26 protein-coding genes are annotated in these 20,518 nt (G+C 42.6%); 17 read left to right on the top strand and 9 right to left on the bottom strand.

Features of this window, described 5'->3' with window-relative positions; translation table 11 throughout:
- Positions 1-309 precede the first annotated feature (309 nt).
- The 8 genes from F6K46_RS30460 (at position 310) to F6K46_RS30425 (ending at position 6,634) form a co-directional block, all read left to right on the top strand.
- The gene (locus F6K46_RS30460) at positions 310-1,281 is read left to right on the top strand and encodes a glycosyltransferase (RefSeq protein ID WP_293062984.1); all 972 of its coding nucleotides are present in this window, start codon (positions 310-312) and stop codon (positions 1,279-1,281) included.
- 23 nt (positions 1,282-1,304) lie between these two features.
- The gene (locus tag F6K46_RS30455) at positions 1,305-2,069 is read left to right on the top strand and encodes an FkbM family methyltransferase (protein WP_293062992.1); all 765 of its coding nucleotides are present in this window, start codon (positions 1,305-1,307) and stop codon (positions 2,067-2,069) included.
- On the top strand, positions 2,059-2,196 hold the full coding sequence (locus tag F6K46_RS30450) for a hypothetical protein (RefSeq protein WP_293062994.1): 138 nt from the start codon (positions 2,059-2,061) through the stop codon (positions 2,194-2,196). Before F6K46_RS30455 ends, F6K46_RS30450 begins: the two co-directional genes overlap by 11 nt.
- 218 nt (positions 2,197-2,414) lie before the next feature.
- Complete coding sequence (locus F6K46_RS30445) at positions 2,415-3,353, top strand: glycosyltransferase (RefSeq protein WP_293062996.1); 939 nt, start codon at positions 2,415-2,417, stop codon at positions 3,351-3,353.
- Positions 3,302-3,535 carry a hypothetical protein gene (locus F6K46_RS30440; protein ID WP_293062998.1) on the top strand — a complete coding sequence of 78 codons (234 nt, stop codon included), beginning with the start codon at positions 3,302-3,304 and terminating at the stop codon, positions 3,533-3,535. Before F6K46_RS30445 ends, F6K46_RS30440 begins: the two co-directional genes overlap by 52 nt.
- Positions 3,536-3,742: 207 nt before the next feature.
- Entirely contained in the window at positions 3,743-4,816 is a 1,074-nt protein-coding gene (locus F6K46_RS30435; RefSeq protein WP_293063007.1) for an N-acetylneuraminate synthase family protein, read from the top strand.
- 15 nt (positions 4,817-4,831) lie between these two features.
- A complete protein-coding gene (locus F6K46_RS30430) occupies positions 4,832-5,638 on the top strand; it encodes an SDR family oxidoreductase (protein WP_293063009.1) in 807 nt (268 codons plus the stop codon).
- A gap of 108 nt (positions 5,639-5,746) precedes the next feature.
- Entirely contained in the window at positions 5,747-6,634 is an 888-nt protein-coding gene (locus F6K46_RS30425; protein ID WP_293063011.1) for a hypothetical protein, read from the top strand.
- Here the strand turns inward: F6K46_RS30425 and F6K46_RS30420 are convergent.
- Positions 6,627-6,785 carry a hypothetical protein gene (locus F6K46_RS30420; protein WP_158069779.1) on the bottom strand — a complete coding sequence of 53 codons (159 nt, stop codon included), beginning with the start codon at positions 6,783-6,785 and terminating at the stop codon, positions 6,627-6,629. The two genes, F6K46_RS30425 and F6K46_RS30420, sit on opposite strands and share 8 nt — an antisense overlap.
- 16 nt (positions 6,786-6,801) lie before the next feature.
- Between F6K46_RS30420 and F6K46_RS30415 the strand changes: the two genes are divergently transcribed.
- Together F6K46_RS30415 and F6K46_RS30410 are read left to right on the top strand one after the other, a co-directional pair.
- Positions 6,802-7,071, top strand: coding sequence for a hypothetical protein (locus F6K46_RS30415; RefSeq protein ID WP_293117664.1), 270 nt, complete (start codon positions 6,802-6,804; stop codon positions 7,069-7,071).
- Positions 7,028-8,500, top strand: coding sequence for an aldehyde dehydrogenase family protein (locus tag F6K46_RS30410; RefSeq protein WP_293063021.1), 1,473 nt, complete (start codon positions 7,028-7,030; stop codon positions 8,498-8,500). Before F6K46_RS30415 ends, F6K46_RS30410 begins: the two co-directional genes overlap by 44 nt.
- Here the strand turns inward: F6K46_RS30410 and F6K46_RS30405 are convergent.
- The 4 genes from F6K46_RS30405 to F6K46_RS30390 all read right to left on the bottom strand — a co-directional run bounded on the left by F6K46_RS30405 (position 8,475) and on the right by F6K46_RS30390 (position 10,852).
- Positions 8,475-8,597 (bottom strand): hypothetical protein, encoded by a 123-nt coding sequence (locus F6K46_RS30405; protein WP_269087067.1) that lies wholly within the window; start codon positions 8,595-8,597, stop codon positions 8,475-8,477. The two genes, F6K46_RS30410 and F6K46_RS30405, sit on opposite strands and share 26 nt — an antisense overlap.
- A 275-nt stretch (positions 8,598-8,872) precedes the next feature.
- Positions 8,873-9,121: a type II toxin-antitoxin system RelE/ParE family toxin gene (locus tag F6K46_RS30400; RefSeq protein ID WP_293063024.1), complete on the bottom strand. Its 249-nt coding sequence runs from the start codon at positions 9,119-9,121 to the stop codon at positions 8,873-8,875.
- The gene (locus F6K46_RS30395; protein WP_293063026.1) at positions 9,118-9,690 is read right to left on the bottom strand and encodes a hypothetical protein; all 573 of its coding nucleotides are present in this window, start codon (positions 9,688-9,690) and stop codon (positions 9,118-9,120) included. The genes F6K46_RS30400 and F6K46_RS30395 overlap by 4 nt, the downstream gene beginning before the upstream one ends.
- A 460-nt stretch (positions 9,691-10,150) precedes the next feature.
- Positions 10,151-10,852: a DUF938 domain-containing protein gene (locus tag F6K46_RS30390; RefSeq protein WP_293063028.1), complete on the bottom strand. Its 702-nt coding sequence runs from the start codon at positions 10,850-10,852 to the stop codon at positions 10,151-10,153.
- Between the two features lie 521 nt (positions 10,853-11,373).
- Between F6K46_RS30390 and F6K46_RS30385 the strand changes: the two genes are divergently transcribed.
- The 3 genes from F6K46_RS30385 (at position 11,374) to F6K46_RS30375 (ending at position 16,245) form a co-directional block, all read left to right on the top strand.
- Positions 11,374-11,607, top strand: coding sequence for a hypothetical protein (locus F6K46_RS30385; protein WP_075903054.1), 234 nt, complete (start codon positions 11,374-11,376; stop codon positions 11,605-11,607).
- Positions 11,608-12,382: 775 nt separating this feature from the next.
- Positions 12,383-13,567: a hypothetical protein gene (locus F6K46_RS30380; RefSeq protein ID WP_293063037.1), complete on the top strand. Its 1,185-nt coding sequence runs from the start codon at positions 12,383-12,385 to the stop codon at positions 13,565-13,567.
- A complete protein-coding gene (locus tag F6K46_RS30375; protein ID WP_293063039.1) occupies positions 13,564-16,245 on the top strand; it encodes a tetratricopeptide repeat protein in 2,682 nt (893 codons plus the stop codon). The genes F6K46_RS30380 and F6K46_RS30375 overlap by 4 nt, the downstream gene beginning before the upstream one ends.
- A gap of 84 nt (positions 16,246-16,329) precedes the next feature.
- On the opposite strand, the gene F6K46_RS30370 is transcribed toward F6K46_RS30375, so the two are convergent.
- A complete protein-coding gene (locus tag F6K46_RS30370; RefSeq protein WP_293117667.1) occupies positions 16,330-16,860 on the bottom strand; it encodes an N-acetyltransferase in 531 nt (176 codons plus the stop codon).
- A 187-nt stretch (positions 16,861-17,047) separates the two neighbouring features.
- On the opposite strand from F6K46_RS30370, the gene F6K46_RS30365 reads away from it, so the two are divergent.
- On the top strand, positions 17,048-17,389 hold the full coding sequence (locus tag F6K46_RS30365) for a hypothetical protein (RefSeq protein ID WP_293063043.1): 342 nt from the start codon (positions 17,048-17,050) through the stop codon (positions 17,387-17,389).
- A gap of 75 nt (positions 17,390-17,464) precedes the next feature.
- Here F6K46_RS30365 and F6K46_RS30360 read toward each other — a convergent pair whose 3' ends face one another.
- Both F6K46_RS30360 and F6K46_RS30355 read right to left on the bottom strand, forming a co-directional pair.
- Complete coding sequence (locus F6K46_RS30360; RefSeq protein ID WP_075903044.1) at positions 17,465-17,842, bottom strand: hypothetical protein; 378 nt, start codon at positions 17,840-17,842, stop codon at positions 17,465-17,467.
- A 202-nt stretch (positions 17,843-18,044) separates the two neighbouring features.
- Complete coding sequence (locus F6K46_RS30355; protein WP_075906459.1) at positions 18,045-18,437, bottom strand: hypothetical protein; 393 nt, start codon at positions 18,435-18,437, stop codon at positions 18,045-18,047.
- An 18-nt stretch (positions 18,438-18,455) separates the two neighbouring features.
- Here F6K46_RS30355 and F6K46_RS30350 point away from each other — a divergent pair, with 18 nt between their 5' ends.
- Positions 18,456-18,701, top strand: a complete 246-nt coding sequence (locus F6K46_RS30350; protein WP_293063045.1) for a hypothetical protein — start codon at positions 18,456-18,458, stop codon at positions 18,699-18,701.
- Positions 18,702-18,748: 47 nt separating this feature from the next.
- Here the strand turns inward: F6K46_RS30350 and F6K46_RS30345 are convergent, their stop codons facing one another.
- Positions 18,749-19,120 (bottom strand): hypothetical protein, encoded by a 372-nt coding sequence (locus F6K46_RS30345; protein WP_293063052.1) that lies wholly within the window; start codon positions 19,118-19,120, stop codon positions 18,749-18,751.
- Positions 19,121-19,370: 250 nt separating this feature from the next.
- On the opposite strand from F6K46_RS30345, the gene F6K46_RS30340 reads away from it, so the two are divergent.
- A complete protein-coding gene (locus F6K46_RS30340; protein WP_293063054.1) occupies positions 19,371-19,532 on the top strand; it encodes a hypothetical protein in 162 nt (53 codons plus the stop codon).
- A gap of 256 nt (positions 19,533-19,788) precedes the next feature.
- Positions 19,789-20,518 (top strand): hypothetical protein (locus F6K46_RS30335; RefSeq protein WP_293117661.1); only part of this gene is annotated, 730 nt, incomplete at its 3' end.

Below are 20,518 nucleotides of genomic sequence, written 5' to 3'. Positions count from 1 at the left end.
CATTCCGGCTAATTGCTTCGAGTCTTTGCCTTTGCTCTGTACTCAGTGCAATCTTGTCCCGTCTTCCTCTACCCATGGTTCTCACCGCTCCCTGGCTCTATTACACTATTTTAACATGGTCACTCCACTACGCACCCATCGCACTAAAAATTTTTAGATTTATCTATCCATAGGGGTTTACTATTATAACATAAACAATGGGATATTTTGATATCATTATCCCCGAGGGTGCCACTATAACGGCCACATCAGGTTAAGCTAAATCGCTTAATGGTGATGGCTGTATACAGGTGTGTTCAGGAGTGTATTATGAACTATATCAGAATTCTGGCTAAGCCTTTTCGTCAAGTCAAAAAGTTTTATCACAGCTCATTGACTCAGTATCCTTCCCAACTAGCTAATCCAGGACTAGCTAATCCAGGACAATTGAGTCATTTGAAGATATTAAAGTCTTTCGCTAAACCGGTAATTAGCTCTGACAAAACCTGCATGGTCTCGGTGGTGATTGGAAGTTATAACCGTAGACCTTTACTGGAAAAAGCGATTCAAAGTGTTCGAGATAATCAGATTCGCGTTCCCTATGAAATCATTGTGATTGACGGGGGGTCAACGGATGGCTCTTTAGAATGGCTAATTCAGCAGAAAGATATTATTACTATCATCCAACATAACCGAGGGGAATTCCAAGGAAAGCCACTCAAGCGCCGTAGTTGGGGGTATTTTATGAATCTTGGCTTTAAATCGGCTAAAGGGAAATACATTTTGATGATCAGTGATGATTGTCTGCTATTACCGAATGCGGTTAATTTAGGGCTGGATAAGTTTGAAGAGGTGGAAAAAGCTGGCGGAAAACTAGGGGGAGTAGCTTTCTATTTTCGGAATTGGCCAGAAGACCACGAGTACTATGTACAACATACCCTTGGTGGCAAGCTGTTTGTTAATCATGGTATGTACTTAAAAGAAGCACTAGCAGCAGTTGACTGGGCGGATGAAGAGCGATATATCTTTTATAAAGCTGATGGTGATCTCTGTTTAAAGATGTGGCAGCTTAATTATGAGATTGTAGATTGTCCAGGGGCTTATGTTGAACATTATTATGATCGAAATGAAGGGGTTCGCCAGACTAACAATGCTGTTTTAGACCATGACCGAGAGGCTTACTTGCAGCGATGGGAAGGAATTTATTATCATCGATATAAGCGGGATCTCCGGAGACGAGTAACTAGGTTATATGAGGACAAAACTAGAACAGCAGACCAGTTCATGGACTTAGTTTATTAACTTGTCTAGGAGTAATTAAGTAAATGGCTTCGGTGAAACAGAAAATTGTTCGTTTGGTAAATCGTCTGTTAGCGTCGATGAATTTAAAGTTGCTAAGGCTTTCAGACTACAAACAAATTGTTGAAGCGAGTCCCGACCCAGGCAGGGAGCTATGGCGATGGGTTCGTGAAAATTATTCGATTAAGACGGTTATTGATATTGGAGCAAATAATGGGGATTTTGCGGAATTTTTAGCCTGTTACTTCAATGCTAAACAGACCTATGTATTTGAACCATTGCCATCTTATTTATCCGACTTAGAAGGAAAAGCGGCTAAGATTCCTAATCTCAAAATTTTTAATGTGGCTTTGTCGGATTATGAAGGAGAAGAGTTCTTTTATGAGAATTCTTATGGGCCAGCTTCTTCGATGTTACGCATAAGCGAACTATGTAAGAAGGAATTTCCACAGACATCAGGAGAAAGTGAGATTAAAGTAAAGGTTTGCCCCCTGGATGACCTATTAAAGTCAGAATTAGAGTCTGATAAATTTGAGAGAGATGTTTTTATAAAAATTGATGTCCAAGGGGTTGAAGATAGGGTGATAAAGGGAGGAAAAGAACTATTTTCGATCGGGCGATGTGTTCTGGTAGAAATGTCATTTGTTCCTCTGTATAAGGAACAACCATTATTTGAAGAGGTGCATGACTGTTTGGTAGAGTTGGGTTACCGATTTGCGGGAATTAAAAATCAGATTAATTCTATCAAGTCTGGACAGCCACTATTCTGCCATTGTTTGTATGTCCGTTAGGGTTGTGCAAGCTATCAGCTTAAGCGCTACGCGCACGCTACGCGAACAGCTATCAGCTATCAGCTATCAGCTTAAGCGCTACGCGCACGCTACGCGAACAGCTATCAGCTATCAGCTATCAGCTTAAGCGCTACGCGCACGCTACGCGAACAGCTATCAGCTATCAGCTATCAGCTTAAGCGCACGCTACGCGAACAGCTTATGGGTTAGGTCACAGGCTGGAAGCCTGTGCCACAAAAGTGACCGCTGACCGCTGAATGCTGACCACTGACCACTGACCGCTGACCGCTGACCGCTGAATGTTTAGGTTAATTGTTAAGAGTGAAGGTGAGGAGTGAAGGAACAATGAAACTTTCTGTTGTTGTTGGTACCTATAATCGATTGAGTCTTCTGAAGCAATGTATTACTAGTATTCTTGAAGAAACATCAACCCCTACGAAAATTTATGTAACTGATGCGGGGTCTGATGATGGCACTATTGAGTATTTAAATGCGATCGCATCCTCAAATCCACAGGTGATTCCGATTTTGGTGGGAGAAAAGCTTGGTCAAGCTAAAGCCTATAATGATGTGTTCAGACTTATAGATACTCCCTATGTGTGTTGGGTAAGTGATGATAATGTAATCGTGAACCATGGTCTGGATACGGCGGTAAAAATACTTGAGGAAAAGCGGAAGATCGGGATGGTAGCCCTGAAAGTAAGGGATAAACAAGGGCCATTCGTGAGTGCTCCCTACATTGGTGGTGTCTCAGTAATTGGTGTATTAAATGTTAACCAAGGTGTGCTGAGAACTTCGGTATTAAAACAGGTGGGTGGATTCTGTGAAGTATTTCGAGATTATGGGATTGATCCGGATTTGACCACGAAAGTTTTATTTTCAGGGCATGATATTGTTTATACTAAAGAAATTGCTATTCATCATTACCGGAATTGGAGTTCGGATCCTAATACTCCAGAATATGCCCAAATGATGGAGAGGCAAAAGCAGTATAAAGCCCTTTATGCGGAACGGTACTCAAAGTATGCTAAAGCAGGTTGGTTATGGCAACTGAAAAAGTATCTTTGGGCATTGTTTCGTAAAGGTATCGGGTTTGATCAACACTACAATTCAGACCAACCGATCTTCTGGAATCTCATCCCTCGGGATTGGCACAATATCATGACTAGTCGGTATATTAGTATCACTGATCCGATGACTACTCAAGGTAAAAGTTATCACTTAATTCAACATTGTCCAGGATATCTACGACCGAGATCATTTCAAGTCGAGCCGTTATCCTGATAGCGATCAGCGGTCAGCGATCAGCGATCAGCGGTCAGCGATCAGCGATCAGCGGTCAGCGATCAGCGATCAGCGGTCAGCGATCAGCTATCAGCGGTCAGCTTATGTGCTACGCACACGCTACGCGAACAGCGATTAGCGCTACGCGCACGCTACGCGAACAGCGGTCAGCTATCAGTTAATGCGCTACGCGCACGCTACTTGAGGTGCTAAAGGCTGAATGCTGAATGCTGAATGCTGAATGCTGAATGCTGAGGGCTGACGGCTGACGGCTAAATGCTGAATGCTGAGAAAAAGATAAATACGTATTGAAATCCTAGCTAATTAATGGTAAACCATTGGACAGTGGTGAAAAACCGATAGGAATTTATTGGTTGTAGGAGTGTAAAATGTCCCGAAGACTGACTATTAATGGCTTTGAAATTAATGATGATAGCGATTGCTTTGTAATTGCTGAAATTGGGAATAACCATCAAGGTAGCTTGGAAAAGTGTAAAGAAATGTTCCGGATTGCTAAGGAATGCGGAGCGAATGCTGTAAAACTACAAAAACGAGACAATCGTGCCCTTTACACGAAAGCTGCTTTTGACAGACCTTATGACCATGAAAATAGTTTTGGTTTGACCTATGGTGAGCATCGGGAGTTTCTAGAATTTGGTGCTTACGAATATCAGGAACTGAAAAAGTATGCTGAAGAAGTAGGGATTACGTTTTTCTCTACTGCTTTTGATATTCCGAGTGCGGACTTTTTGGGTGAGTTGGATATGCCAGCCTATAAGATCGCTTCTGGAGACCTTAAGAGCTTGCCCCTAATTAAACATGTTGCCCAATTCCAGAAGCCGATGATCGTTAGCACCGGTGCAGCTACTTTAGAGGATGTGCAACGGGTTTACGATGCGATTATGCCGATTAACCCCCAGTTGTGTATCCTGCAATGTACGGCAAGCTATCCAGCGGACTTTGAAGAACTTGACCTGAAGGTGATCGAGACTTATCGGGAACTGTTCGGTGATATTGTGATTGGTCTATCTAGCCATGACAACGGTATCGCTATGGCAGTGGCGGCTTATGTTCTTGGGGCTCGTGTGATTGAGAAACACTTTACCCTGAACCGGGCGATGAAAGGAACAGACCATGCTTTCTCGTTAGAACCGACAGGGTTGCGCAAGATGGTAAGAGACCTCAGACGCACTCGCCAAGCTTTTGGGGATGGGGTGAAGAAAGTACACCTAAATGAACGTCCTGCTTACTTGAAGATGGGTAAAAAACTGGTTGCTGCGGATAATTTACCTGTAGGACATGTTTTAAGGGCAGAGGATATCGCGATGAAATCCCCAGGGGATGGTTTACCTCCCTATGAATTGGACAATGTGATTGGTAAAGTTTTAACAAAACCCCTAAGGGTGGATGAGTCAATTACCTTGGCTGGGTTGGTGGAAAATGTTGAACAGGTTGCTGTGTAGGGTATTGTTGGCTTCGTGAATTATTTTGACCTCTCTGGCAAAATCGCTATTGTTACTGGAGTCTTAGGTAAACTTGGACCGGTTTGGAGTCGGGCATTATTGGATGCTGGCGCAACGGTTGTGGGCATAGACCTACCATTGGCTCAGGTGCCAAGGTCTTTTGAGCTACTTCAAGGACATTATCCCAAGACTCGTTTGTGTTTGGAACGGGGTGATATATGCGATCGCACTGCCATAATCGCAATCCGCGATCGCATCCTGAGCGACATTGGCATTCCTGATGTGATTGTCAACAATGCTGGGATTGACCAACCTCCTGGTCCAGTGAAAACCTATAGCTTGGAAGATATCCCCCTAGAGATTTGCCGCAATGTGTTTGAGGTGAATGTCTTGGGAGCATTCCAGGTGACCCAAGTCTTCGGTAGCCCAATGGTGGAAGCTAGACGAGGTTCAATCATTAATATCGGTTCCTTGTATGGGAGCGTATCTCCCGATGCCCGGTTTTATGAGCATCTGGAGTGCGACCCTCCTTTTTTAAAACCCCCTGCCTATGGGGCATCGAAGGCAGCACTGGTGAATTTAACCCGGTACTTTGCTACCCACTGGGGTCCCTTTGGTGTCCGGGTTAATACCCTTTCTCCGGGAGGAGTCTTGGGGGGACAGGATGAGGAATTCAAAGGTCAATTTTGCGATCGCGTTCCTCTAGGACGGATGGCAGAGTTTGATGATTTACTTGGCCCATTGGTGTTTCTAGCATCCGATGCCTCTGCCTATGTCACAGGTATCGAACTCCGAGTCGATGGCGGTTTTACCGTTTGGTAGACTAAACTGGTGCATCTGACTGTCTTAATGCAGTCCCTGAGGGAAGAAACCTGCTCAGGTCGGCGCTGCATCGCTGAGTTATAGAGTTACAACGTTTAGATGCACCCTTTGATCACTAAACTGTTTATTGAAAACCAGAAGCACTTTAACTATCCCTACGGCAAGCGAAAGATTTACGAAAGGATTAGTAAATTTTTAAGCTTTCCTACTTATAGTATTCGCAAAGATTTAGGAATTAGCGTTATTAATTGTCAAGGTAAATTACCTAGTATCTCTAAAAAAGATGGATTTTTAGTGTGGTTTCCCAAAACTTTTGATCCAGTTAGCGAAGTGATTGGAGAATGTCGGGACTATATCGCTACTGTTGATCAATCTATTTTTACCAAACAAGGTGAAGGAAAAGAAGAATACCTCAGAGGTATCCATCCAGATAAGTCTAAACTTACGGAGTCTTTAGTAAAACTAGCTTGTGATCGAACCTTAGTAAGTATAGTAACAAAATACATTGGCATTTTACCAATTATCAATGGTGTGAAGTTACTCTACTCGCCCAATAAAAAACTCTATGAAGGAGGAGCTCAATTTTTTCATTTAGACCCGGAAGGCGTTAGGCAAATCAAGCTATATATTCATGTAGAGGATGTGACAGAAGAGTCTGGTCCTCTGACCCTAATCCCAGCACAAGAATCCCAGAAAATCTACCGATCCTATCAAGGGGGAAGACTAACGGATGAGTGGATCAGTCGCTTGATTGATCCGCAACATTTCTATTCGATAACTGGTGCGTCGGGGACAATGATATTTGCGGATACATCCCGATGTTTCCATTTCGGTAGCCGACCAGGAAAAAAACCCAGATTTGTAATTATACTACAATATATATCCCCCTTTGCCATCAATTTTCCCTGGTTCGGGTGGGTTAGAAAACCACTCCATGCTCACTTGGTTAATCACAATACTTCAATGATAGACCAATATCTTTTAGGAGTTAAATAGATGGAATAGGGAATAGGGAATAGGGAGTAGGGAGTAGGGAGTAGGGAGTAGGGAGTAGGGAACAGCGGATCTGGTAACAGGGAATTTTTTTTGTGTATATCAGAGCTATAAAAAACGCTATTAAACTTAATTTAAGTACTGAAGTAATCAACTATTATTACTTTTTTATGTTTCCTAATCCGAAGTTACCTACCTTAATTACTATAGCCTATAGCGTTTCTAGGACTCATGAGGTACACATTATTTTTTACCTCTTCCCTCTTCCCTTTTCCCTCTTACCTGCTCCCTGCTCCCTGCTCCCTGCTCCCTTTTCTTATAAATCCTATGTTCACAACTCAAATAAAAATGCTATATCATTACTCAGCATGAGATACTTCCAAGGGGTAAAAAATAATGGCACAAGACTATTTACCGAGCCAAGTCTTGAACTGGATTGATGGTCAACAAATAGCAGCAGTCACAGGAGAATGGTTTGATAAGCTAGACCCCACTAATGGTCAAGTGCTATGTCAGGTGGCTCGCTCAAGAGCAGCAGATATTGAGCAAGCGGTAAGGTCAGCTAAACAGGCTCAACCGGCTTGGGCTGATACTCCTCCGGTACAACGGGGAAACATCTTACACGAGATTGTCCTAGGGATGAAAGCCCGTCAGGAGGAGATTGCCAAGATAGTAGCAGCAGAAACCGGTAAGTCCTATGGTTCAGCTTATGGAGAAACTGGCGGTGCGATCGCATTAGGATTATTCTACGCTAGTGAAGGACAACGGTTGTATGGTCGCACCACTACCAGCGGTGTGGTTAATAAATATGCCATGACTGTGCGTCAACCTCTGGGAGTTGCTGGATTAATTATTGCGGCCAATACTCCCATTGCTAATGTAGCCTGGAAAGTCTTTCCAGCCCTGATTTGTGGCAATAGCGCGGTATTAAAAGTAGCAGAAGACACTCCCGCCACGGCTTGGATAGTTGGACAAATTGCTCAACAGGCTGGGTTACCCCCTGGTGTACTCAATATTATTCAGGGATATGGTGAAGAAGCGGGCGCTCCCTTGGTTGCTCATAATGACGTGGCTGTGGTTAGCTTTACTGGCTCTACAGAAGTAGGACGAATTGTGCAACGGGTAGCTGGGGAGCGCTTTGGCAGGGTATCCCTGGAATTGGGGGGTAAGAATCCCTTGGTGGTATGTGATGATGCGGATTTGAACAATGCCGTCAAGTGGACCTTACTCTCAGTGTTCAGTAATGCTGGTCAACGTTGTGCTTCTGCTAGTCGAATCATTGTCTTTGACAGCATTTATGATCAATTCCGTGACCAATTAGTGGAGAAAACTAAGGAATTAAAATTAGGTCCGACTGACCAGGATGACCTCGGTCCAGTGATTAATGAGCAACAGTTGACTAACATGATTGCAGCGGTGAAACAGGCACAACAAGCAGGAGCAACGGTGCTGGTGGGAGGCGATCGCTTAAAGGACCCTGACCATGCTACTGGTTTCTATATGGCACCGACCCTGCTAGAGAATGTAGACCCCCACGCGGAAATTTCTCAATGTGAATTATTTGGTCCGATTGCTAGTCTCTACCGGGTCAAAGACTTTAAGGAAGCTCTTGCTCTTGCTAACGATTCTCCCTATGGCTTAACTGCTTCGATTCACACTCGCAACATCCACCGTGCAGTACGGTTTTGTGAGAAAGTCCAAACTGGGGTAGCTGTAGTGAATGCCGGTACCTATGGCAGTGAACCCCATATGCCCTTTGGTGGACTCAAGCAATCCGGTAATGGTACCCGTGAACCAGGTACAGAAGCCTTGGATGTCTATTCTGAGTTGAAGGATATCTATATTAATATTGATCCTGAGCAATTTTGATCATTAGGGAGTCGGGAGTAGGGAGTAGGGAGTAGTTGATGTAGGGTGGGCAGTAAGTATCATACTGATGGTAACTTTGGAAATTGGTTTTCGGCACTGCCCACCATAGGATTAATTTTATTTACCTGTTGGTGGGCAGTGCTTATCAAAGCGACTACCAGCTTTGGGATTGGTCTTAGGCACTGCCCACCCTACGATTATTTTTATTTACTACGATTAATTTTATTTACTGTTGGTGGGCAGTGCTTATCAAAGCTACTACAGGCTTTGAAATTTCTATTACGCACTGCCCACCCTACGATTCTACTGCCTAAATTTTAGCGATCGCTTGCTATATAATTTTCTATTGCTTTAAGGAAAATAACGATAAAATTATCGTCTATGGAGAACACGGGAGAATATGATAGTATCGCCTTTTAGGAAAAAGCCAATTCTATAATCCCCTACACGAATTCGATAGGCATTATCTTCTCCTTTTAATTTTTTGATGTTGTTGATATCCCTAAGATTGTGACAGGAGAGAATATCCTGAAATGTCAACTTTTTAATTGTCCTATAAACGGGGGTGCTTTTCAGAGATTTAATATCCTTAAGAAAGGTTGGAAGATATTCGGTTTTCATTCCTGATCTAGTTCTGCTAATGCTTCTTCCAAACTTAATGGGGTTTCATCTTTAACTTCCATCATAGCACGATAGAGTCCTTCATCTTCAAGGGTTTCAATTAAACGTTCATAGTCCTTAAAATTAATGACTACTTTCTGGATAGTACCTTGATTATCGGCAATCAATTCTTGTGCTAATGGATAATCTTTAGGGTTTATTGTTTCCTCTTCATTGCAGAAACTTTTGACTCCAATCTTAACTATATAAATAGCTACTGGAGTCGCCAATGCCAGGGGCAAATTACCAGATGCAGCTAGAGATGCAACCAACGCAGTAGTTACTCCAGCAAGTCGATCGTCTCTAAATTCATCTTGACAAATTATATGGCGACACCGCCTGGCTAAATTTTGCAACCAACTCTCTTGTATATCTATTCTCTCTATTCCAGCTTCCGAAGCTATAATTTCAGTCGCATACTCCAAATCTCCTTCCTCTTCTTCTATCTCATTTAGGGCAGCCAAAGCCTCTGGATAATTTGCCAATTGATACCGAAATTGCTCAATTTCTTCTCGTGTAACTGTAATCATAAATTATTCGGTTTAAATGCTTAATTTTATTATAGCCATTTTCAATTATTTCATTTGATGTAGGGTGGACAGATAAGTAGATGTAGGGTGGGCAGTGCTTATCAAGCATACTACAAGCTTTAGTGTTTGTCTTAGGCACTGCCCACCATAGGATTAATTTTATTTACTGTTGGTGGGCAGTGCTTATTAAAGCTACTACAGGCTTGGAAATTTCTATTACGCACTGCCCACCCTACGATTATTTTTATTTACTACGATTAATTTTATTTACTGTTGGTGGGCAGTGCTTATCAAAGCTACTACAGGCTTGGAAATTTCTATTACGCACTGCCCACCCTACGATTATTTTTATTTACTACGATTAATTTTATTTACTGTTGGTGGGCAGTGCTTATCAAAGCTACTACAGCATTGGGAATTTGTCTTAGGCACTGCCCACCCTACGATTATTTTTATTTACTTAGGTGTGTTTAAATACTACCGAAAGATTATTAGCTGGCATTTGATAAGTTTTTTCAAGGATGAGATTATGATTACTGGCAACCTCTACAACATCTTCTAAATTACGTACTCCCCATTCTGGGTTTTGTTCTCGTAAATAGGAGTCAAAATCAGCATTGGAAAGTGCAGTGTGTTTATTACCTTGTTTGTAGGGACCGTATAAATATAGAATATCTCCTGATGAAAGGATACGACCAGCACCTGCGATTAATCCTAAACAAGTAGACCAGGGCGAAATGTGAATCATATTAATATTCACCATAGCTACAATATCTGGTATTTCTGATAGTATTTCCGTTTCTACTTTCCAAACCGGCTGACTGACATCAATATCAAGGGGTTGATGGAGGTTGTCGCTAGGGTAATCTTTAGCCCAGGCGATGATACTTTCACGGAGGGAAGCATTAATATCGGAAGGAATCCATTTTCGAGGGTTTAACTGTTGTGCAAAATAGATAGCGTGTTCTCCGGTACCGCTAGCAATTTCTAAAATTGTGCCAGTCGCTGGTAGTATCTCTAAAAGTACGTTTAAAATTGGTTCCCGGTTGCGCTGGGTTGCTGGGGCGTATTTTCTGCTGTCCACTAATTCTTCTCCCCGATAATGATAAGAGTAGGAACGGGCAAGATGCCCATTCCACAAAGCTATTGGCAAGATGCCCATTCCACAAAGCTATTAATATCATCCCACATTTAGGCAACACCATTAATTTTATGTCGGTGAGCAGTATTTGAGATGTAGGGTGGGCAGTGCTTACCTTCGAGATTGTCAGCTTTTTAATTGGTATGAAGCACTGCCCACCTGACGATTAACATTATTAAAAAATCATACAATTAACTATTTTTTATATTTAAGTTACTGTCTGTCGGTGGGCAGTGCCGATTAAACCTAATATAAGCTTTGGAATTGGTCTTATGCACTGCCCACCCTACGATTACTGTTACTGTCGGTGGGCAGTGCCGATTAAACCTAATATAAGCTTTGTAATTGATCTTATGCACTGCCCACCCTACGATTACTTACTAAAAACTAGTTTATATTCCTAAAATACCCACAATTAACACACTCCCCACTCTCTCCACAATCTCCATATTTCGTAATAAAAAAAATTTTCTAAACCCCTTGACTTTTTATTAATTAGTTGATATATTAATAATGTAAAGCTTTTCAAACAAAAACTAGTCATGACCAAAAACATTAACCCCAACTCCGATGAAAATCAGAACCCTGACAATCAAGGTCGCAAACCTAAGAAAGTCAAGCACATCTTGATCGGTTCTCCTAAACAAGTTCGCCATACTATTTATGCCATTTATGCCCTTAAATACGCCTATCCTGATGAGTGGAGCACTCCGGAGCCTACGGAAAATCCTGGTGAGGTTATGACCACTTTGATTCGGTATTTGTACTTAGACTAGGATAGGGGTTTGCCAGGGTTTGCCGCCCTGGCGGCCAGGAATTGTGGAGGTTATTTTTTGCAAGTTATTTTGTGGAGGAGTATAATGTAAACAGAGTTAGGATGTACTTGCTGGAAAGCAGTTACTGAGTAACTTGATAAGAATGGATTCCTTGATTCAGTTTTTGTTTGGATTTGATGACAGCTAAGCTGTACTCAATTACGTTTACACAATAGAATTCGGTCAAGCATTGGGGTTAAACCAAACTTGACCGGGTTTTTTTTATTTATAGGAATTATTCATTGGGTGAGGTATAAAGTCTTGGGTTTTAGGGAGTAGGGAGTAGGGAGTAGGGAGTAGGGAGTAGAGAGTAGCGATGCGCTGCATCAAGAGGTGCGACCCGTGGCGAATTTAATTCTTAATGCGGAAAGCGCACCTAACAGGGAATTAACGTCAAAGAAGACTGTACCTCATAACTGTGAGAAACGCTCTATATTTGATTCGTAAACAAATCTCTTGCAGAACAAGGCAACAATCAATAGGCAAAAGGCAATCTGGAAAAGAGATTCAGAGTTTTATTGGACAATAAAAAAAGACCTAATAAGTTTACATCTTATTTGTAAAAGCTATAGAGCAGCTGAAGCCCAACTAGCTGGTGGAACCATGACCGTGGTAATTCTTGAGGCTCTTAAAACAAGATTTGGTTAACAGAAGTAAAGTTACTGAACTAAATATCTGGTTTTATGGGTAAAATAGATAAAACCTATTGATAAACTATCTTCCATACTTCTCAACTATGACAACTCTAGTATTTGTCCATGGCACAGGGGTTAGGCAAGCTGCCTATGAGCAAACTTTTAAGATAGTTGAGGGTTTTGTCACTGAACAACGTCCGGATATTACCGTTGTTCCTTGTTGTTGGGGTGAGCAATTTGGGAGTAAGCTCAATGCTAAAGGGGCATCGATACCGTTGTTTGATGCCAGCTTAGCTCTGGATCAGGGAGAGGAAGAAGAGCAAGAGATTATTCTTTGGGAGCAGTTATATCGCAATCCCCTTTATGAGTTGGGATTGTTGTCTTTACAACCTAGCGCTAATGCTGATAGTAATCCCTTTGGAGAGCAACCAGGTGATCAATTACATGACCGGTTGCTGGATTTAATTCCTAGTGGAGAATTGCAAGAAAAATTACAAGCAGCTGGCATAGCAGAAGTGTTTGATCAGGCACGACGCCATGTTACGAGTAGTGCTGTTTATCAAGAAGTATTAAACCAAGTCTCTGATTCAGATAGTGACTGTTATGATACTATCGCAAGAGCAATTATTGCTCAGGCAATGTTTGACTCTCAGCAGCACGATCACCATGGCTTTATCTTTCCTAATCCGGAATTGCGTGATCAACTCGTGAAATCACTCAGTGATGCTTTGGGTAAGGAGGAAGACTTGGGATTGGGTGACTGGCTCCAGAAACCACTTTCCTTATTGGCGGGTCCAGCCACAGCTTGGGTAAGGAATAAAAGGGGTGCAATTACTGAAGCAAATACTCCTACACCTGGTGACATTATACTTTATCAAAGTCGCGGCCAGAAAATACGTGATTTTCTCCAGAAAACCATAGAAGACGCTGAACCACCAGTTGTTATATTAGCTCATAGTTTAGGAGGGATTGCTTGTGTTGATTTATTAGTGATGCAACCAATAAAACAAGTAGAATTACTAATTACCGTGGGTTCTCAAGCTCCCTTTTTATACGAAATTAATGCCTTATCTAGCTTAGAATTTGGTCAACCTCTGCCCGACTTTTTTCCGGAGTGGTTGAATATTTATGATTTACGCGATTTCCTTAGTTACATTGGTGCTACTCTATTCCCTAATAAAGTCCAGGATGTTTTGGTGGATAGTAAACAACCCTTTCCCCAAGCTCATAGCGCTTATTGGACAAACCCTGCTACTTGGAAGGCAATTATCCCACGATTACCATGACTATTACTGCTAAGCCAGAAAAAACCTATGGGTTGATTGTCGGTATCGAAAACTATCAAGCAACAAACTGGAATGTTAATGGTCCCGTTCATGATGCTATCAAGTTTGCTAATTGGTTGTTATCACAAGAAGTGCCAACAGATAATATCAGGCTGTGTTTGTCTCCGTTATCTGAAAATAGTGAACTGGTTAATAACTTTGAGATAACGTCAAAGTCAGCAACGGAGCATAATCTAGTTGATATCATTACCAATGACCTATCCCAACAAACAGGAGATTTACTCTTTATATTTTGGGTTGGTCATGGTTTAATTACTTCGGAGCGAAATCGCAGGCTACTTTGTGCTGATGCTAGTAAAACGAATTGGCAGAATCTAGATTTACATTCCCTGTTACTGCTTTTGGGGTCAGATTCCTTTCGGATTCCCCATCATATTTGTATAGTCGATGCTTGTGCCAATTATCTTTTAGAGTCAAACGGGCGACCAACTAATTTGGGAGGGAAACAGTTTCCTAGTGGTAAACCTAGGAAAAACAGTCAACAGTTTGTCTTACTGGCTACTAGAGAAGGGGAGACAGCAAAAGTTAACTCCTCCGCAAAAACGGGATACTTTTCCGAAGCCGTAAGAAAAGCGTTGGAGCACCATGACTGGCTACCAGATATGGAAGTAGTTGCTAATCACGTTAAGCAACAATTTGCTAGTTTAAATGAAAAACAACTACCAACCTATTTTTATCGTCGCAGTTGGGATGGTGATATCGATGTTGATCATCCTAATCCCTTTGAGATCGCCCACAATATACCTACTAGTCAAGCCTGTAAGTTTGTGGATAGAGAGCAGCCACTGGAAGAGTTAGATCAGCTATTGCAGCAAAATGATATTGTAGCAATTACTGATCGCACCGGTAAGGGGGGAGTAGGGAAAACAGAACTAGCCATTCGATACTCTTGGTACAAATTAGAAGATTATCCCGGTGGCTGTTGTTGGTTAAATCTCCAGGGAGTGGATATCGTAACCCAGCTCTCGGGATTTGCATCTGTGAATGATTTTCCTGGTTTTAATATTCCTGAAAACCTAACCATTGATTACCAACTTCTTTCTTGCTGGAAAAAGTGGCAACCAGGTAAGGTTTTATTAGTTTTCGATAATGTCACTGATATCGAGCAAATCAAAGACTACTTACCGCCCATGGGTTCTCGATTCAGGGTATTAATTACTACACGTAGCTCACAGTTACCCTATCCGTCAATTCCTCTGGGGGGATTACCACTAACTGCTTCTATAGAATTATTAGTAAAGTTATTAGGGAAAAACTGGGTTCAAAAACAGTTAGAATTTGCTAAACAATTCTGTCAATTCGTTGGCTGTATACCCCTGGGATTATACACTATAGCGGCACACCGCTCAGACCTACAGGAGGAGCAATCTCAGGAAGGTGACTCTGGTACAGATGTTTTGCTGGAACTCAATTGGGATTCTTTAGAGTCTTCAGCTCAAACCATGGCTGCTCTCCTGAGTTTGTTTGCCTTGGCTCCTATTCCATGGTCATTAGTATCCCAGGCTGCTGCAGCTGCTAGCTTGGAATTTGATTTGGTCGTTAATCGTGATATCTTAGTTCAAAAGTATTTACTACAGAAGTTGGATGATAATACCTACCAAATTCAGGAACGGATTAGAGAATTTTTGAGTATCAAGCGGGAACAATTAGCTGATATTGAAAACCTAAAACGGGGCTTTTGTTCAGCTATCGTAGCAATAGCAAAGGAGATTCCTGAGACCCCAACTCAGTCCGAAATTATAGAAATTACCTCTGCTATCCCTCACCTGGTGGAAGTTGCCACTAACCAAAACGATTACTTAAATGACGAAGATTTAATCTGGCCTTTTGTGGGCTTAGCGCGCTTTTACTATGGTCAAGGGGCTTACGAACAAGCCTTGCCTTGGTATCAGCATTGCTTATCAACGGTTAGAGAGCGCTTGGGTGAAGAACACCCAGATGTGGCACAAAGCCGCCACAACCTAGCCGCACTCTACGAGAACCAGGGGCGCTACGAAGAAGCGGAACACCTTTACCTGCAAGCCTTAGAGATGAGGAAACGCCTGCTGGGTCAACAACACCCTGATGTGGCAAGCACCCTCAACAACCTGGCTTTAGTGTACGAAAACCAGGGGCACTACGAAGAAGCGGAACACCTTTACCTGCAAGCCTTAGAGATGAGGAAACGCCTGCTGGGTCAAAACCACCCGGATGTGGCCACCAGCCTCCACAACCTGGCCGGACTGTACGATACCCAGGAACGCTACGAAGAAGCGGAACCCCGGTACCTGAAAGCTTTAGAGATGAGGAAACGCCTGCTGGGTGAAGAACACCTAGATGTGGCCAGCAGCCTCAACAACCTGGCAGGACTATATGAGAGGCAGGGGCGGTACCAAGAAGCGGAAACCCGGTACCAGCAAGCCTTAGAGATATGGCAAGGTCTGCTGGGTGAAGAACACCCAGTTGTGGCCACCAACCTCAACAACCTGGCACTATTGTACAAAAGCCAGAATCGCTACCAAGAAGCTAAACGCCTCTACCGAAAGGCTCTACAGATTGCTGTTAAGAAGTTGGGAGAGGAACATCGCTTAAGCCGCACTATTTCCGGTAACTTGAAGAATATATTGGGAAGATCCTAATTTGGTAAATCTATGGCTCAAACTAAGGATAATACTAGGCTTTAAAAGCCTAATTGAAAGTTTTATAGCAATCCTAGCAATCTATCACCATAGTTTAGGATTGTTTAAAGACTTTACGCATTTGATATTCACAGCAGCATCTGGCTCCTCTATCTCCCCAAGTAGCAGCGCCTGCCAACCAAAAGGCCACTCCAATGGATATGGAGTAATGAAATGTGTTGCCAACTCTGCTTTAAAGCCAAATCTTTCATAATACCTAGGATCACCATACACGAAGACAATAGTCACATTCATACTACGCAATCGCTTAAGCCCAGCATCAACTAGTTGACTCCCCACACCATTACGTTGGCATTCTGGCTTAACAGCCAGTGGTGCCAGAATATACCCATGGAAATCTGGTTTTTCGGAAATAAATACAGGACTATATGCAATATTTCCAATTATTTCATTGTCATCGACCGCTACCAATGATAGGGTACATGGCTCGGTAATATTGGAGATGAGGTCATCAGCGAGACCTGCCACAAGATCACCCTCTCCGATCGGAAAGGCCGACATATGTAAGGAGCGCACGCTCTCACGATCCCTTATTTCTGCATCTCGGATAATCATGTTGTGTATAAGCATTCAGCTATCAGTTATCAGTTATCAGCAGGCATGCTAGCAATAGGCATGCTAGCAATAATTAATCGATTATAAAGGCATTTTTTTGAATGTAAAAAGCGGCAATTATTTTACCCAATAACTACAAAAAATGCTAGACTATTATTGTTTGTAGTTATTGATATACTAGATAATAGTGAGTAACAACAACGATAGATTAGACCGGATTGAAGCAGTGGTGGAGTCATTAGCCCGTTCTGTACTAGCTATTACTAACGACCATCAACAGAGAATTCATACCATTGAAAATGTTGAAGCAGTGGTGGAGTCATTAGCCCGTTCTGTAGAAGCTATTGCTAATGACCATGGAGAGAGAATTCAGACCATGGAAGAAGTTGTCAATAGAGTGACTAGAGTTGAGGAAGGATTGACTCGGATGTTAACAGCTATCGATGATGACCGTCCCACTATTCTCAGGAAACTTAACACCATTGAAAATAAGCTGGATAGTTTACTAGAAGGTAACCAAAACAATTGATATAAATCTCCCTTCTTTTGCTTAAGCTATCAGTAGTCAGCTGACCGCTGACCACTGATAGCTGATAGCTTAGATTTACCCTGCTTGAGATTTAGTCAATAATTTCAGAATTTCTACAATCTCCCCCTGTCGGTTAGAAAGTTGTTCCTGTCGCTCATCTAAGTTTTCCATCATGCCATACACTCGGGATTGACTTTGAGCTAAATTAGACTGAGATTGTGCTAAATCGGCCATCACAGAATACAGTCGAGAGCGATCGCGTTTCAATTCACTAACAGTATCGGTTAGAGCTTCGATAGCACGAGCATTAGAATCAGTTCTGTGACCGAGCTGTTCAATCTGTTGGGTAACAGCATCGATCCTGTGACCAAGCTGTTCAATCTGTTGGTCGATGCGCTCAATGGCAGTTAGTAAACGGTTGAAACGGGTATCAAACTGGTCTGAGTTTGTCATTTGCTGCAAGAGTGTTTAGTGTTTTCTCAAGATCTGTAAGCTATCAGCAGTCAGCGGTCAGCCGTCAGCTTATTTTCTTCAAAAGCACCAATTGCGCTACGGGCATGCTGCGCGAACAGTAGCACCATCTGTAGCCCATAGGCTGATAGCCCATAGGCTGATAGCTGATCACTGATAGCTGACGGCTAGTGGTTCGCGCATCCTAATTAGATTGAGTCAATAACTTCAGAATTTCTACAATCTCCCCTTGTCGGTTAGACAGTTGTTCCTGTCGCTGGGAAAGTTGTTCATGTCCCTGAGAAAGTTGTTCCTGTCGTTGATCTAAGTTTTCCATCACGCCATACATTCGGGATTGACTGTCCGCTAAATTAGCCTGAGATTGAAATAAATTAGACTGAGATTGTGCTAAATTAGCCATCACAGAATACAGTTGAGAGCGATCCCGTTTGAACTCATGAACAGTATCAGTTAAGGCTTCAATGGCACGAGCATTAGAATCCGTTCTTTGACGAAGCTGTTCAATCTGTTGGCTAATCTGCTCGATCGCAGTTAGTAAAAGGTTGAAACGGGTATCAAACTGGTCTGAGTTTGTCATTTGCTGCAACAGTGTTTAGTGTTTTTTCAAGAGCTATCAGCAGTCAGCAGTCAGCAGTCAGGGGTCAGCGGTCAGCCAAAGGCCACGCTACGGGAATGGCTCACGCTACGCAAACAGCTTTCCGTAACTCAGATTAAACAAATGCTTACCTGTTGTCTTGATGCAATAGCGAGTGGGGGAAACCACGGCAGTCGCTCATGGGGGAGACCCCCAAGACCGCGCTGCCTCCCCAAGACCGCGCTGCATCGCTTATTCAAAAGCTGATAGCTGATAACTGATAGCTAAATGCTTAGGCTAGTGGTTCGCGCATCCTAATTAGATTTAGCCAGTAACTTCATAATTTCCACAATCTCACCCTGTCGGTTAGAAAGTTGTTCCTGTCGCTCATCTAAGTTGGCCATCATGCCATACATTCGGGATTGATTTTGAGCTAAATCTGCCATCAAAGAGTATGCTTGAGCGCGATCTCGTTTGAACTCATGGACAGTATTGGTTAGAGCTTCAATGGCACGAGCATTAGAATCGATCCTGTGACCGAGCTGTTCAATCTTTTGGTTGGTTTGATCGATAGCACGAGCATTAGAATCGGTTCTGTGACCGAGCTGTTCAATCTGTTGGGTGATCCGCTCGAGGGCAGTTAGTAAAAGGTTGAAACGGGTATCAAACTGGTCTGAGTTTGTCATTTGCTTTGCTGCAATAGAATGTTTACGATAGCAGTTATCAATTGCTTGAAGTACGTTTTTGATTTTAGGTAATAGGGAACAGGTAATAGGGTCAAAATTCTGTGTAAATCCTAAGTATTATCACCGCTATCATTCTGATTAAACTAGTGCAGATTCTGTTTATAGTGTGATTTTTATGGTGTGATTTGCGATTACACGCTGTGACGGTTAATTTTTACCATTGCTCTATTAGAACGGTTTTTTACTACTTATGATTTCCCAGATGATTTACCTTGGCCAAAAGGCCACGCTACGCGAACAAGTTTCTTCCCTTATTAAGGAAATGCTGTGGGATTTATTTCACAGTAGCAAGGAGCAATTATTACTCCCTAATCCCTACTTCATAAAACCCAGTAATTTGTACTTAAAGTAATTGAGTTAACCATCTATAATTATACACTATCCTTGTCAATATTGACAAGGATTAAACCCTAGAAATTACTAATAGATAACTAACTGCAATTCTGAGTTATTATAAAACCAAAAATTACTTGTAAAATTGTAACGGGCAAGATGCCCGTTCTACTCCCGACTCCCGATTCCCGATTCCCGATTCCCTATTTCTGTAAACTATAAAGTGGTGAACAAAAATTTGCCAGCAAGATTATTGTCTAAGATCAGTAAAATTGGTGGATTATAAAACTCCGACAGTAGTTGCCCTGATTCCAGCCCGGGCTGGTTCTAAACGAGTACCTGGTAAAAATATTCGTCCTTTGAAAGGGCATCCGTTAATTGCTTATACTATTGCTGCTGCAACCCAAAGCCAAGTGTTCTCAGCAGTGATTGTTTCCACTGACTCAGAGGAGGTGGCGGAAATTGCTCGTTACTATAACGCTGAGGTACCATTTTTGCGCCCGCCAGAGTATGCTAGCGACAAATCACCAGATATTGAGTGGATTGATTACACCCTGAGGCGTTTGAATAATCTTGGGCGAGAATTTGATTGCTTCAGCATCCTGCGACCAACCAGTCCTTGTCGCCAACCACAGACCATTCAACGAGCTTGGCACGCCTTTTTGGCTCAAGCTGATCAAGTAGACTCCTTACGGGCAGTAGAGAAATGCCAGCAGCATCCTGGTAAAATGTGGGTACTCAAGGGCAACCTGATGAAACCGTTGCTTGAGCAGAACACTTTGGCCACAAGGCCACGCTACGCGAATGAATTAGGCAATTCTCAGGTTAACCATAACCTCCAACCCCCCAACCTCCAACCCCCCAACCTCCAACCCCCCAACCTCCAACCCCCCAACCTCCAACCAGCCAACCTTCAACCAGCCAACCTTCAACCTTCAACCCCCCAACCTACCCTACGGGAAGGCCAAAGGCCAACAACCCCCCAACCTTCAACCTTCAACCTTC

The organism is Moorena sp. SIO3E8, from assembly GCF_010692445.1.
Lineage (GTDB): Bacteria > Cyanobacteriota > Cyanobacteriia > Cyanobacteriales > Coleofasciculaceae > Moorena > Moorena bouillonii.
This window is presented reverse-complemented; position numbering and strand designations above follow the sequence as displayed.